The sequence below is a fragment of the Haloterrigena gelatinilytica genome, assembly GCF_013342145.1.
Lineage (GTDB): Archaea > Halobacteriota > Halobacteria > Halobacteriales > Natrialbaceae > Haloterrigena > Haloterrigena gelatinilytica.
In genome coordinates this window covers 3335778-3349227 of record NZ_JABUQZ010000001.1, presented here as the reverse complement: position 1 = coordinate 3349227, position 13450 = coordinate 3335778, and the positions used below count along the sequence as shown (strand labels likewise).

Below are 13450 nucleotides of genomic sequence, written 5' to 3'. Positions count from 1 at the left end.
CCGTCCAGCGACGGCGGTTCTACTCGGAACGCCCAAGGATCCGGCGGCCGTACGGGCGGGCATGGAGACACCACAACGGCACCGCGAGCGGACGGATGGCCCGCTTCGCTCGACGCTCGTGGCCATCGGACTGACCGTCTTCGGCGTCCTCGTGGCCCCCAACTTCACGACGCTGCCGGCGTTTCTGCTCGACCCTGCGCTGATTAATTCGCCGATGGACGCGTCGATCACCGCCAGAGCGGCGCTGCTCTCGCTCAACTTCGTCGGGATCGCGCTGGCCGGTGCCATCTATCTCGCCGTCACCGATCGCGGATGGGGATACGTGGATCTCCGAATGCCGACGAAACAGGGCTGGATCTACGCCATCGCGGGCGTCGTCGGCATCCTCGTGTTTTACGTCCTCGTGGCCGTCGTCGTCTCGATGCTCTCCTTGCCCTCCTCGGAAAACAACGTGATGGGCTACATCGGCGACGATCCGACGATGGTTCTGATCATGATCGGCATCGTCTTTTTCTTCAACGCGCCGGCCGAAGAGTTCCTCTTCCGGAACGTCGTCCAGAAACGCCTCTACGAGGCGTTCAGCCGGACCCACGCGATCGTCATCGCCAGCGTCATCTTCGCGCTCGTTCACTTCGTCTCCTACGCCGTCCTCTCGGACTCGCTGCTCGCGACCATGGTCCCGATCGCGACCGTCTTCGGCGGCGGGCTCATCTTCGGCTACCTCTACGCGAAAAGCGAGAACCTGCTCGTGCCGATCCTCTCTCACGCCGTCTACAACGGGTTCCAGTTCGGACTGGTCTACCTCACCCTCGTCTACGACCTCGAGGAGTCGGGACCGACCACCGAGGCCCTCCTCGATCTGGCGGTGGCCGTCGCGACCCTGCCGCTGCCGCTCCCGCTGTAGCCGAGCGAACACTTTCACCGCGCCCTCCGTCCTTTTATTACCGCCCGCGGTCGAGAGGCCGGTATGTCTCAGGCGAAGGGCGACCGCCGCGAGCGGGAACTCGTCAACGAACTCGACGCGGCCGGCTTCGCGGTGATGCGCGCGCCCGCCAGCGGCTCCGCGACCGAACGCGAACTCCCGGACGTCCTCGCGGGCGACGGCGAGGTATTCTACGCGATCGAAGCGAAATCGAGCGCCGGCGACCCGATCTATCTCACCGGCGAGGAGGTCGAGGCGCTGATCTTCTTCGCACAGAACTTCGGCGCGAAACCCCGCATCGGCGTCCGCTTCGACCGCGAGGACTGGTACTTCTTCCACCCCGGCGACCTCCACGTCACCGACGGCGGTAACTACCGCGTCAAGAAGGAGACCGCCATCGCCGAGGGCACCGACTTCGACGAGTTCGTCGGCCGCTCCGAGAAGGTCACCCTTGAGGAGGTCGGCGACGGCGGCGGCGACGGCCCCGACGAGGAGATCCTCCGCGTGCTCAACGCCGTCAAACAGGACGTCATGGACGTCGAGGAGGCCGCGGAACTGCTCGAGTAGGTCGTGAAACTCGCTCGCGATCGCGAGCAGCCGACCGGTCGACGCTCGCCCAACTAGTTGGGGTTAACTCACTTCCAGTCGACCGGCCTGGGTTCACTGACCGATGACCGATTCGACGGCAATCTCGCGCGGGACGGCGGTCTGCGAGAACTGCGGCTCCGTGTTCGCGGCCCGCATCTGGCCGGACGGCCGGATTCGGCCGATCGGGTCGCCGGCGAACTGTCCCTGCGGCGGGACCGAGTTCCGTCGGCTCTCGTGAGCGGAGCCGGTTCCCGTGCTCGGGGTCGATCGCTGCGCTCGAGCCGTCGCTGCGGGTAGTTCCCGCCGGCGTCCGTTCGTACTCGCGTCCGCTCGATCGTCTCCGTTCAGTCGTCCGCCGGAGCCGTCGCCGAGAGGATCTCCGGATCGACCGGCCCGCCGCGGACGATCGGCTCGAAGGCCTCGAGGACGTCCCGATCGCCGCTCGTGATTCCGCGGGCCGGCCGCTCCTCGAGTTCGGTCGCGACGAACCGTCGTGCGATCAGCGCGACCCGGCCGTTCTGGGTGTTCTCGCCGCTCTCCTCGCTTTTGGTCTCGTCGTCGGCCTCGAGACCTGTCTGCGCCTGCGCGAGCAGCAACGCGGCGGTGAAGACGTCGAAGACGTAGTGGGCGAGACGCTTGGCCGACAGCTGTGCGTACTCGCCGTCCTCGGTCGCCAGCGTCGCGAGGGCGGCCGCGAGATCCTCGTACTCGGCTTCGACGGTCTCGGCGGCGTCCGCGAGCGCCGGGTGGGAGACCGTCTCGAGTCGCTCCTCGATCGTCTCGAGCAGCGGTTCGTGGGCGTCCTCGCGCTCGAGGGCCCGGAGGACGTCCAGCGAGAGGACGTTCTCGGTCCCCTCCCAGATCGGCAGCACCTGCGCGTCCCGGAGCAGACGGTCGGTGACGAAGTCGTTCACGTAGCCGTTGCCGCCGTGGACCTCCATCGCGTAAGAGGCGGTGTCGACGGCCATCCGACCCGTTCGGAGCTTGGCGATGGGGATCAGCAGTCGCATGAGGCGGTAGGCGTCGTCGGCGCTCTCGTCTGCAGTCGCGCTCGCGGCGTCGTCGGCGCGGGCGCGCCGTTCGGTCCGCTCGCGCTCGGAGAGCAGCCGCGCCGCTTCGAACGTGAACGCCGTCGCGGCCTCGTGGGCGACGGTCATGTCCACGAGATCCGCGCGCATCAGGGGGTACCGATCGATCGTGTCGCCAAAGGCCTCCCGGTTGGCGGCGTAGATCGCGCTCTCGAGCACTGCACGCCCCATCAGTCCGCAGGCCGCCGCGGCGTTCGAGAGCCGCTCGAGGTTGAGCATCTCGGTCATCTGTTTGAATCCCTGCTCCTCCTCGCCGACGAGGAAGGCCTTCGCGCCGGTGAACTCCACCTCGCCGGTCGGGACCGCCGTGGTCCCGAGTTTGTCCTTCAGCCGCCGGTAGCGCTGGTCGTTGACCGCGTCCGGCTCGAGCGGGCCGTCCTCGAGGCGGTCGCCCTTCGTGTACGGCCCGTCGCTCGGCGTCTCGTCGGAAGCGGGATCCGAGTGGGAGACGAGGAACATCGAGAGGCCGGCGGTTCCCTCCGGCGCGTCCGGGGTTCGGGCGAGCGCGAGGGTGCCCTCGGCGTCGATATTCGAGCAGAACCACTTCTCGCCGTGGAGGCGCCAGTAGCCGGCCTGCTCGTCGTACTCCGCTCGGGTTTCGTTGGCCCCCACGTCGCTGCCACCCTGCTTCTCGGTGAGAAACATCGCGCCCTCGATCAGGTCGTCGTACTCGCGGGCCGTCAGCGCGTCGTAGTACTCGGACAGGTCGCCGTCGTCGAACTTCTCGAGGACGAGCGCGGCGCCCGCGGTCATCGCGACGGGGCAGTCGAAGCCCACGTCGGCGTAGCTCAGCAGGTACTGCATCGCGAGGGTGTGGGCCAGCGGCATCGGTTCGTCGCGACCCGGCGGCGCTTCGAAGGCGTCGGCGACGATTCCCCGCTCGTAGGCCAGCCGATCGTTCTCGAGCTGTTCGGCCGGGTATCGGACGCGGTTCCAGATCTCTCCGTGGGCGTCGTAGGGCTCGAGTTCCGGCCCGTGGTCGTCGATGTAGTCGGCGTTGTCCGCGATCGCGTGGCCGACGATCTCGCCGAACTCGGCGAGGCGGGGCTCGGCCCACTCGAACTCGTCGTTCGTATACAGTCGGCGGAGTTCGCGCTCGAGGGGCCGATCGAGTTCCCAGTAGTTGATCGCCCGTCCCTCGTCGAATCGGCCGTGATCGAGCCCCGTTCTCATGCCGTGAGTGTTGTTGACGATCAGCAATAAAACGGCCGTGCATCAACGTGCCGTCTGTTTTCGATCGTTTACGTGACTCGAATTCGCGACTCGTTGGCTAATTCTGGTTCGCTCGTTTCGACCCGATCAACTGCCGTGCGGTGGCGCGCGCTGTGCCGCGGTGAGTGGATCACGAACCGTGACACGGAGTCGTGCGAGCTCTTCGCGAGTGGCACAAGCGGACGACTCGGAAGACGCGGCGCGTCTTCCGCTGGATGAGCGAGCGGACTCGAGAGCGAACGAATCGGCTGGGGAGGGCGTGGCCATCCCTAGTGGCCACGTAAGCAGGGGATCACGTTTGGAGGCGCTGATAGAGCGTCGTCAACGAACTCAAACACTGGGGCGCGACGGACGTCTCGACTGAGACAGCGAGCCAGCACTACGTTGACCCGACGACCATCCCTTACCAGCACGACAAGTCAACGACATCGTTGTGGACTTTCGACTCGGCTCCAGACGACAAGAAGATAGGTTTCGCGTACGGTCCCGGAGACGTACTTTGCCTCACAAAGGTTCAGATTCAATATACGTTTGTGGCGATAAGGGAGACGCGATGACGAAAGACATGACTGAAGACTTCCCTGCAACCGAAGCAGCGCAGGCACTCGCAGAGATCGAGGGATACGACGAAACACTGACTGCACGTACATTCGGTCTGAATCTCATGGTGTTCGCGCTGGCGATCGCGGCAATCCCGATCTCCTACACAGCAGCCGACCCCTGGCTGACCGACCACAGTAATGGCGCACTCGCAGTCCTCTGGCTCCCGTGGATAGCCGGCGCAGTTATCATCACAGCAACGCTCTGGTCCACACACTCGATCACACTAGGTCACGAGCAAAATTCACTCAGCGAAGGGGCCTTGGGAACAGGATTTACCGTTCTGTTCTTCGTAATCGCCGCTGTCGTCTCAATCATACTCGGATCTGAGGCGACCATCTACATCATCATGGGGATAACTGGCGGCATCCTCACAGCCATCATCGGCGTCGTCTTCTATTTCGTGTACAACTCGAGATGGGTTCTCACACCGATGGTCGTGGCCGGCACCGCGATCGTCCTCGCGAGCATCGCAATTCGCTTGGGAGACCTTTCACTTACTGGGGAAGGATTTGCACTCGGACTCGTCCAGGGATGTGCGTATTTTGTCACAGGCTGGATAATCACATATCGAGGCTGAAATGAATCTCCCATCGGATCTCAAGCTGATCCATCAACCAACTAGACTCCGAATCATGGGGGTTCTATACAAACACAGAGACGTCTCGTACACCCACATTCGAAATCATCTGGATCTCACGGATGGGAATCTCGCCTCACACGCAGAAAAATTAGAGCAGGCAGGATATGTCGAGGATAGACGCGCTTGGGCCCAAAACGGGTTCGAAACGCGCTACCAGATTACGAAAGCTGGCGTTACTGCATTCCAAGCGTATCTACAAGAACTGAGTGGATTCGTAGACGAACACGAGACAGAGCAGCAATCAGATAGTGGGAAATCTTGAAGGAGCGGCGTCGGTCACGTCTTCCACGCTGAACCGGATCCGCTCGTGGTGGTCATCGACGGCCTCGAGACCGGGATTAGACCCGCTCCCTGTTGCGCTGGTCCGGTCGTGGATCTCCTGGACGGCCTCACCGACTGACCGCCTCGAGGCGAGTCCCGGGATGTCCTCGATAATCGTCCCGGTGCGGTCTGGAATCGATCGAATCGAAAATAAAGCGGAGGGATTACGTCGCTTTCTCGAGTCGAGTTCGCGGGAAGACGTAGACCTTCAGCGAACCGGGGACGACGCCGTTCTTCGCGACGGTCGCGTGGGGGTAGACGGCGCCGACGACGGGCACGTCGGGGTCGTAGTCCTCGTTGGTCGCGTAGTCGGCGACGGTGGTGTCGCTGCCGCCGATCGTCACGGCGTCGGCCCGCAGGTCGGAGACGTCGACGACGGTGAGTCGATCGCCCGTCTCGCGGTCGCGGACGGCGTCGCCGGCGTGGATCTCGTGGGTCTCGCAGTAGAACGGCCCGCTGGCGTCTTCGTCGACGAAGGTCGTCTCACCGCAGTCGCGACAGGCGACGGCGATTTCGCCCGGCGGCGGCGTCCGCCCGTGGGTGATCTCGATCGCCACGCGGCGGATGTGCTTGCAGCGGGCCTCCCGGAAGACGTAATCCGGACAGGTGCAGCGACCCGCCTCGAGGTCGACGAGGTAGGTGTGGTCGCTGGCCGACTCGACCTCGTAGAGGCCGTCGCCCAGCGCCAACACCGACATCGGTTCGGTGAGGGCGCGGCGAGAGCGCTCCTCGAGGTGGTCGCTTGACGGTACTGGCAGGGCTGTTTTCGGTGACGCTGTTGTGTTCATGGATGCGTCAGACTGATCGCTGGACTGGTCGGGTGGCTATTCGATGATGGTAGGGGATCGAGCGATATAACGGGCGCGCCGGCGGTTGCAGGCCGCCGGTTTATCAATCCCGACTGCGCTGTGGACTGCACAGCGGGCTCGAGTAGCCGCCGATCTACGGCCTGTTCGCGTCGGTGAACGCCAGAACCTCGTTTTTCGCCTCGGTCAGATCCTCTTCGACGGTGTCGTCGTCGGCCTCCGCCTCGACCGTTTCCGTCGCGGGGTCGCCGGTGTACACCGTCCCGTTGACTTCGATTGCGTTCCCGGCGCCGCCGATGCTGATCGGCCCGAACGGGTTCTCCTCGGCGGTGTTGCCGCGCCCGCTGTTCCGATCGGATTCCGATAGGTGGAAGCCCGGTCCGCCCCCGACGGCGACGTTCTCGTTCGCGGCGTTCAGGTCGAGGCGATTGTCGTTCGAGCCCACGAGGGAGATCCCGATGGCGTTCAGCGTCGCGGTGTTCTGCAAGAGGCGGTTCCCGTCCGACCGCTGGAGGAGGATGCCGACTCCGTCGGCGCCGGTGACGTCGTTTCCGATGAGTACGTTCCCGTTCGATTCGAGGAGATCGAGACCGGGGAAAAACGTATTGGATGTGGAATTACCAACTAACACGTTCTCGTTCGCATCGATGAGGTATATCCCCGATCCACCGCGCTCGAGGTCGTTGTCGACGAGCGCGTTCCGGTCGGCGTCGATCAGGACGAAGCTGGTGCCGGCGATCGTCGTCATCTCGCTCGTGACTGCTTCGATCACCCCGTCCGTCACGTCGTCGAAAACGACCCCGTTGCGAAGGCGCTCGAGGGTGAGGTTCGTGACCGTCACGTTCGAGATCGATTCCTCGCCCGGCGGCTGGACCAACACGCCGACGCCCTCGACCCCCTGCCCGTTCGGACCGGTGATCGAGTGGCCCCGCCCGTCGATCAGGACGTCGCTGGCCCGAACGGTGATACAGGCCGTCTCCGGCGCCGTCTCGAGGTCGTCCGCGAGCACGTAGGAGCCGGATTCGGTGATCGTCGTACACTCGGTGAGCTCGGTTCGACTCCCGTCCGCGGTATCGCGGTTTCCGTTTTTCTTCCCGTCACCAGCGGCCGCGATCCCGGACCCCATCGAGAGGGCACTCAGTGCGACGGCGCTTCCGGCGAGGTACGATCGTCGGTCAACCGTCCCCTGGTGATTATCATTTGACATTCCACTGCAATTCAGCGGCGGCTACGGCTTTGGTATGAGCGGCTTTGGTCTCTCGTCGGACGGTTCTCTCTCGCCGACGAACGGTTTGATAGTTCGTACGCGATACGGGATTCGGGCGCTCTCGGAACTCATCGCCGGACCCGTCCGGTGACCGAGCCAGTCTCGTCCGCCTCCGCGGAGAGCAGTAACACGGTGAGGTGATCACGGAACCGAAGAGCCGTACGCATCGCTTATCGCGCGTTCAACGGGCCTACCGATCGTTCCCGATACCGTACAGCCGGGACGTTCGTTCCGAGTTCGGTATCGGTAGCGCGCCCTTCGAAGCGCTTTTGCTTCGGCCGCCGAAAGCAACGCACCAATGCTCGACCGCGAACAGATCATCGAAATCAGCGTCTCCGTCTCGATGGTCCTGCTGATGCTCGGCACCATGATTACTATCGGGACCCAGTACGGCGGGTCCAGCGGCACACTCTCTCCCGAAGGCGGCGAACTGCTCGTCGGCGCCATCACCGGCTTTATCATTCTGATGCTCGCGGTCGGCATCGCCCTCGCGTACCTCCTGAACGACCCCGAGGACGGACTCGAGGCCGACGACGAGACGGACGCCGACACCGGCAGCGCGATCTGACGGCGGCACAACACTTTTTTGCAGTTGTCGCGTTGATATGATGTATGAGCAGTCCCGACGCCGATCCCGAATCGACGCAGTCTCGCTCGAGGTGGACGGTGATCGCCGCCGTCATCGGGACCCTCGTGTTCGGTTCGGCGATAATCGGTTTCTCGGCAACGGTCCTCGAGGCGCCCCTCGCCGTCGGCGCGGTCGCGGTGCTGACGCTGCTCGCGGCCGCCCTCGCGTGGCGTCGCGCCGCGACGGCCGGCGAGACCGCCGCCGACGACGAGGGAGTCCGGGACGTCTGGAACGCGATCCCGTCTTGGCAGTACGACGGCCGGCACGCCGAATCCGGCGGCCTCACGCGCGGCGAACAGGAGAGCGCGCTCCGGGAGATTCAGCGACGGGCCGACGACCTCGAGGAGCGAGAGCGCAACTGACGCGGAATCAGTCGCCGCTGGCCGACTGCTCCTCGCGCTCGGCTTCCCGCCAGTCCTCGATCTCGTCGTCGTCGGCGTCGTCGATCCGCTCCTCGTAGTAGGCCATCGGGTGTGGAATGCGTTCGCAGAGGTCGTCCTTGTTCACGCAGTCGCCGTAGGACTGCATCGTCGCACAGGAGGGCGGCGAGTACTCCGTCGGCGAGCTGTCGCCGCGGATGTGATCGGTCTGGTAGCGGGTCATCTCCTCGCCGAACGACGAGTTGACCCGGTAGAGGTCGACGATCTCGTCGGTCGTCATCCCGATGCTCGTCAGGAAGGCCGTGATCGCAAACCGCGAGTGATGGGGCAGGTGTTCGCCCTTCTGGATGTCGTCGAGCAGGGCCTTCATACACGGCGGGAAGAGGTCGGGAACGACGGTGTCGATGTCCTGCGTGAGTTCGAGATCGGCGAGCACCTCGCGGATCTCGGCGGCCTCGTCCTCGAGGGCGGCGGCGATGACGTCGGGGACGTCGAAGGGGAGGCCGTCCTCGATGCGGCCCCGGATGGCCTCCCGGAGCAGGGTCAGCAGTTCGTCGTCGTCGACCGGCACCTCGCCGTCGGTCAGCGCGCGGTTGACCAGGTGCCACTCGTCGCCCCACAGGTCCTCGGCGAGGGGGAGGTAGGTGCCGACGTCGATCCGGTAGCCGTCGGCGGTCTCTCGGACCGCGCCGTCGAGGTCGAACTCCGCGAGGAGGGTCTCGAGGTCCAGCCCGGTCGACTCGACGCTTTTCAGTTCCGTGGTGTCCTCGAAGTCGGTCGTAAAGCGATCGTAGGCGGTCGCGGCCTCGGCGCGGGCGTACTTGCGAACGAGGACGCGTTCTTCGACCATCGAGACGAGGACGCGCGCGACGGGATAGGAGAGCAGTTCGACGCGCGTGTCTCGCCGCGGCTCGCCCGTCTCGCCGTCCTCGAGGGCCGCCACCACGCGCTCGCGGGCGCGGTCGACGACCGCCCGATCCTGGTCGACGACGGTGGCCAGATCGACGGCCTCCGTCGCCACGGCGTCGCGGGCGGTCTCGAGGAACGGGTACCGGGCGTGCAGTCGCTGCATCGGTAATGGGATGTTACTGCGCGGGGTTAAAGCCGCTGATTGTTCGACGGGGGAGGGCCGCGGGTAAACCGAGATTGGACCGCGCCGCGACGGGCGATGGAGGCGATATCGGCCGGTTTTCGGTCGGTCGTCGGGATCGATTTCAAGGGCGTCCGACACGTCACTCCGAGTATGCCACGGGCCACTCGAGACGGCGTGTCGATCCACTACGAGTACGACGAGAGCGAGGGCGGCGGAACGCCGGTCGTCTTCGTGCAGGGACTGGGCTACGGGCGCTGGATGTGGCGCTGGCAGCGCGAGGCCGTCGCGGACGACCGGGACGTGATCGCGCCCGACAACCGCGGGACGGGCCGATCCGACGCCGGTCTCCCGCCGCTGCTCCCGCGCCTGCCGCGGAAACTCCGCGCGCCCCTCATCTTCAAACTGGCCGGCTACTCGATCGGCGGTCTCGCCGCGGACCTCGAGGAAGTCCTCAACGACGCCGGCGTCCGTCAGGCCCACGTCGTCGGCGCGAGCATGGGCGGGATGATCGCCCAGCGCTACGCGCTCGAGTACACGCGGGCGAAGACGCTGACGCTGTGCTGTACGAGCCACGGCGGCCCCGACGCGGTCCCGGTCCCCGACGAGACCCAGGAGTTCATCTTCGACGTCCCCGACGGCGCGAGCGAGCGCGAGACGCTCCGCCACCGGATGCGCCCCGCCTTCACCGAGCGGTTCACGAATCGGAACCCACACCTGATGGACCGGATCATCGAGTGGCGACTCGAGCAGGACGCCGACGACCCGGCTCGCGAGGCCCAGGCCGCGGCCGTCCTCGACTTCGACGTCAGCGATCGGCTCGAGGGGCTCCGCGTGCCGACGCTGGTGCTCCACGGGACCGACGACCGCGTGGTCCCCTTCGAAAACGGATTGCTACTCGAGGAGGCGATTCCGAACGCGCGACTCGAGCGGTTCGAGGGGGGCTCGCACTGCTTTTTCATCGAGCACGCCGATCGGGTGAACGATGAACTGCGGGCGTTTCTCGCGGACCACGACTGACCGCTTGCGGCGACCGCGAAAGCCCCGGATCTACGCGGTCGGGGCGGCGCCGTCGTAGAACTGGATTCGACCGTCGCTTCGCACGCCGATCTCGTACCCCGCGTAGGGGAACCAGAGTTCGTGGGCGCCGGCGTCCGCTCGCCGGGCGTGGTCGACCAGCGAGTCCAGCGCGTCCGGATCGATGGCCTCGTAGAGGGGCTCGAGGTCGACCGGTCGATTGCCGGTAAGCGCCGCGACCGCCGTGATGACGGCCTCGCTGGCTCGCTCGCCGACGTCCGGATCGAACGTCGTCGTGTACGTCGGCTCGTCCGCGTCGCTGGTGTCCGTCGGACCGTCTGTGGAGGGCATAGCCCGGACTACTCGAGAGAGACTGGTAGCCTCCCACCTTCCCATATGATATTTTTAAGTAAGAGCGCGATCCCGCGACCGCCGTCGCGGTCGTCGACTGGTGCCGTCGGCAGTCAACCGAGCCGAACGGCGGTTCGATTCAGTCGCTCTGGATGCGCGGTGCGAGCATGTAGGTGACCTGCCCCTGCCCCTCCGCGAAGCCGAAGTAGATCTTGACCGGGAACTCCTCGCCGAGGTGGAGCGTGACCTCGGTATCCGAGGGGATGGCCTTGTTCATGTCCTTCAGGTAGTCCAGCGAGAACAGCGAGTGGGCCGGGCCGACCTGCAGGTCGATCAGATCCGCTTCGGTGAGTTCGAGGTGGACGTCGTCGGTGTCGCCCTCCGCGTCGACGTAGAAGTACTCCTCGCCCTCGTCGACGCCGAGTGCGATGTGGTCGGAGACCATGTCCGCGGCCTTGACCGATCGGTTGACGTCTTTCCCCTCGAGGACGACCTCCGCGGGCAGATCGAGGTCCGGAATGTCCGGCTCCTGGCGGATCGAGTCGGGGTCGATCAGCGCCAGGGTGTACTCGAGCCCTTCGATCTGGATCTGTAGCTTCCGCGTCTCTTCGTCGAGTTCGAGCTGGACGAGCTGGCCGGATTCGGCCATGCTCGCGATGTCCTCGAGCCGCGAGAGGTCGACGCCGATCAGCCCGCCGTCGGCCTCGTAGGATTCGAACGCCGAGGCATCGAGCGAGAGGTCGACCATGCCGACGTTAGCGGGATCGACGGCCCGGATTTCGAGGCCGTCCTCCTCGAGGTGGATCTTGCACTCGTCGACCAGCACGCTGATCGAATCGAGCGCGCTGGTGAGCGTTTCCGCGCTCACGATGGCCTTGAACATATACGCCGGGCTACGGACGGTTGCCATAAAAAGCCACCCTTTACGCGCGGCTCCGCGGGGGTCGATGACCCGCGGTCGGCCGCCGGGTCAGTACTCCTCGCGTAACTGGATCGCGTCGTCGGTGATCTCGGCGATCGCGTCGTGGCGAAGCGGATACTCGCTCTGGGCGTCCCGCCCCCAACCGAGTCGGCTCTTGAGGTCGCCGCCGAGTTTCGCCTCCTCGGGTTCGACGTACGCCGTTCCCTCGTCGGCGTCGACGTCCACGACGACGCCGATTTCGTTGCCGTTACTGTCGACGATTCGCTTGCCGGCCTCGTCCGCCGTGATCTCGTCGCTCACGTGTGGCCGTCCACCGCTCGACGGGATAACTGCTGGCCCGGAGTTCGCAACCGGGTCGATCGGTGGCCGTCCGCGGATCGCGGACCGCTCACCTCCGTCAGGACTCGATCTTCTCGACGATCTCCGTCGCCTGCTCCTCGGCTTTGTCCTCGCCGACGCTCTTCTTGATGAGGACGCTGGTTACCTCCCAGTCGTCTTCCCCCTCGACCTTCCCGGTTCGGACCTCGCTCCCCTCGGAGACGGACTCCGCCGGATCCTCCGCCCAGTCCGGCGTCCGGACCTCGTCGTACTTGTCCGGGTCGCGGAACCGAACGTGGATGTAGTCGTCTTCCGTTTCTACCTTGTTCACGTCTGGCGTCTCTGCCATACGAACCCCTCATCAGCGGCGAGCCTAACGGTACGCCCTGAATACGCTCCGTCTCGAGGCGGGATCCGAAGCCGAGCGAGGGGCGACGAGTCCGTTCGCGACTCACTCGAGGCGGGTCGCGAACCAGTCGGCGGCGCGGTCGGCGACGGCCTCGAGTTCGCCCTCGCCCTCGAAGAGGTGGCCGGCGCCCTCGACGATCCGGAGGTCCCGCTCGCAGGCCAGCGCGTCGTAGACCTCGCGGTTCAACTGCAGGACCGACTCGTCCTCGCCGCCGACGATCAGCAGCGTCGGCGCGCGGACGTCGTCGACGACCTCGGCCGCCAGATCGACGCGGCCGCCCCGAGAGACGACCGCGCCGATCTCGGTCTCCGGCCGGGCCGCTCCGCGGAGCGCCGCTGCGGCGCCCGTGCTCGCGCCGAAGTAACCGACCGCGCGGCCGCCGCTCTCCGGTCGCTCGCGGAGCCACTCGGTCGTCGCGACGAGCCGATCGGTCAACAGCGGGATGTCGAACCGGTTCTCCCGGTCCCGGTCTTCGCGTTCGGTGAGCAGATCGAACAGGAGCGTTCCCAGCCCCCGCTCGCGCAACCGCTCCGCCACGAAGTTGTTCCGCGGGCTGTGCCTGCTGCTGCCGCTCCCGTGGGCGAAGACGACCAGCCCGTTCGATCCCTCCGGGACGGCGAGTTCGCCCTCGAGGGTCGCGTCGGGCAACTCGATGTCGGTCACGGTGGGCGATCCGTCGGCCGGCATACGCGTCGCTCCACCGAGGACGGAGTTGAGTGTTGGGGGCGGCGTCGCCGCCGATCGCTCGAGGGGACCGCTCGGCGCGACGGCCGCCGCTCGTACCGAAGGCGCTCGTGACCGACGCTCGGATCGAAAGCAGTCGCGCTCGAGACCGCCCGATGGGTGCGCACGCAAGGAAACGGTGTTTTCCGCGGCGGTCGTAGCTCG

Annotated in this window: 17 protein-coding genes; 8 read left to right on the top strand and 9 right to left on the bottom strand. The window is 65.8% G+C overall.

The window, feature by feature from the left end:
- The first annotated feature begins 61 nt into the window (after positions 1–61).
- The 3 genes from HTZ84_RS16665 (at position 62) to HTZ84_RS16655 (ending at position 1748) form a co-directional block, all read left to right on the top strand.
- Complete coding sequence (locus HTZ84_RS16665) at positions 62–904, top strand: CPBP family intramembrane glutamic endopeptidase (protein WP_174681699.1); 843 nt, start codon at positions 62–64, stop codon at positions 902–904.
- 63 nt (positions 905–967) lie between these two features.
- A complete protein-coding gene (gene hjc / locus HTZ84_RS16660) occupies positions 968–1489 on the top strand; it encodes a Holliday junction resolvase Hjc (RefSeq protein ID WP_174681698.1) in 522 nt (173 codons plus the stop codon).
- Positions 1490–1592: 103 nt separating this feature from the next.
- Positions 1593–1748: a hypothetical protein gene (locus HTZ84_RS16655; protein WP_174681697.1), complete on the top strand. Its 156-nt coding sequence runs from the start codon at positions 1593–1595 to the stop codon at positions 1746–1748.
- A 106-nt stretch (positions 1749–1854) separates the two neighbouring features.
- On the opposite strand, the gene HTZ84_RS16650 is transcribed toward HTZ84_RS16655, so the two are convergent.
- Positions 1855–3771: an acyl-CoA dehydrogenase family protein gene (locus tag HTZ84_RS16650; RefSeq protein ID WP_174681696.1), complete on the bottom strand. Its 1917-nt coding sequence runs from the start codon at positions 3769–3771 to the stop codon at positions 1855–1857.
- A gap of 604 nt (positions 3772–4375) precedes the next feature.
- Between HTZ84_RS16650 and HTZ84_RS16645 the strand changes: the two genes are divergently transcribed.
- A complete protein-coding gene (locus HTZ84_RS16645; protein ID WP_174681695.1) occupies positions 4376–4990 on the top strand; it encodes a hypothetical protein in 615 nt (204 codons plus the stop codon).
- A 1-nt stretch (position 4991) separates the two neighbouring features.
- A complete protein-coding gene (locus tag HTZ84_RS23215; protein ID WP_174681694.1) occupies positions 4992–5315 on the top strand; it encodes a transcriptional regulator in 324 nt (107 codons plus the stop codon).
- Between the two features lie 223 nt (positions 5316–5538).
- On the opposite strand, the gene HTZ84_RS16635 is transcribed toward HTZ84_RS23215, so the two are convergent.
- Together HTZ84_RS16635 and HTZ84_RS16630 are read right to left on the bottom strand one after the other, a co-directional pair.
- The gene (locus HTZ84_RS16635; RefSeq protein WP_174681693.1) at positions 5539–6162 is read right to left on the bottom strand and encodes an SWIM zinc finger family protein; all 624 of its coding nucleotides are present in this window, start codon (positions 6160–6162) and stop codon (positions 5539–5541) included.
- A 154-nt stretch (positions 6163–6316) separates the two neighbouring features.
- The gene (locus HTZ84_RS16630; RefSeq protein WP_174681692.1) at positions 6317–7387 is read right to left on the bottom strand and encodes a NosD domain-containing protein; all 1071 of its coding nucleotides are present in this window, start codon (positions 7385–7387) and stop codon (positions 6317–6319) included.
- 358 nt (positions 7388–7745) lie between these two features.
- Here HTZ84_RS16630 and HTZ84_RS16625 point away from each other — a divergent pair, with 358 nt between their 5' ends.
- A complete protein-coding gene (locus HTZ84_RS16625) occupies positions 7746–8015 on the top strand; it encodes a DUF7472 family protein (RefSeq protein ID WP_174681691.1) in 270 nt (89 codons plus the stop codon).
- 44 nt (positions 8016–8059) lie between these two features.
- Entirely contained in the window at positions 8060–8437 is a 378-nt protein-coding gene (locus tag HTZ84_RS16620) for a hypothetical protein (RefSeq protein WP_174681690.1), read from the top strand.
- A 7-nt stretch (positions 8438–8444) separates the two neighbouring features.
- Here HTZ84_RS16620 and priL read toward each other — a convergent pair whose 3' ends face one another.
- Positions 8445–9527 carry a DNA primase regulatory subunit PriL gene (priL, locus tag HTZ84_RS16615; RefSeq protein WP_174681689.1) on the bottom strand — a complete coding sequence of 361 codons (1083 nt, stop codon included), beginning with the start codon at positions 9525–9527 and terminating at the stop codon, positions 8445–8447.
- A 171-nt stretch (positions 9528–9698) separates the two neighbouring features.
- On the opposite strand from priL, the gene HTZ84_RS16610 reads away from it, so the two are divergent.
- The gene (locus HTZ84_RS16610) at positions 9699–10565 is read left to right on the top strand and encodes an alpha/beta fold hydrolase (RefSeq protein ID WP_174681688.1); all 867 of its coding nucleotides are present in this window, start codon (positions 9699–9701) and stop codon (positions 10563–10565) included.
- Between the two features lie 30 nt (positions 10566–10595).
- Here the strand turns inward: HTZ84_RS16610 and HTZ84_RS16605 are convergent, their stop codons facing one another.
- The 5 genes from HTZ84_RS16605 to HTZ84_RS16585 form a co-directional block, all read right to left on the bottom strand.
- Positions 10596–10913 carry a HalOD1 output domain-containing protein gene (locus HTZ84_RS16605; RefSeq protein WP_174681687.1) on the bottom strand — a complete coding sequence of 106 codons (318 nt, stop codon included), beginning with the start codon at positions 10911–10913 and terminating at the stop codon, positions 10596–10598.
- A gap of 139 nt (positions 10914–11052) precedes the next feature.
- Entirely contained in the window at positions 11053–11796 is a 744-nt protein-coding gene (locus HTZ84_RS16600; protein WP_008893069.1) for a DNA polymerase sliding clamp, read from the bottom strand.
- A gap of 87 nt (positions 11797–11883) precedes the next feature.
- On the bottom strand, positions 11884–12135 hold the full coding sequence (locus HTZ84_RS16595; protein ID WP_174681686.1) for a hypothetical protein: 252 nt from the start codon (positions 12133–12135) through the stop codon (positions 11884–11886).
- Positions 12136–12232: 97 nt separating this feature from the next.
- Positions 12233–12502 (bottom strand): hypothetical protein, encoded by a 270-nt coding sequence (locus HTZ84_RS16590; RefSeq protein ID WP_174681685.1) that lies wholly within the window; start codon positions 12500–12502, stop codon positions 12233–12235.
- A 102-nt stretch (positions 12503–12604) separates the two neighbouring features.
- Complete coding sequence (locus tag HTZ84_RS16585; RefSeq protein WP_174681684.1) at positions 12605–13249, bottom strand: dienelactone hydrolase family protein; 645 nt, start codon at positions 13247–13249, stop codon at positions 12605–12607.
- Positions 13250–13450: the final 201 nt, after the last annotated feature.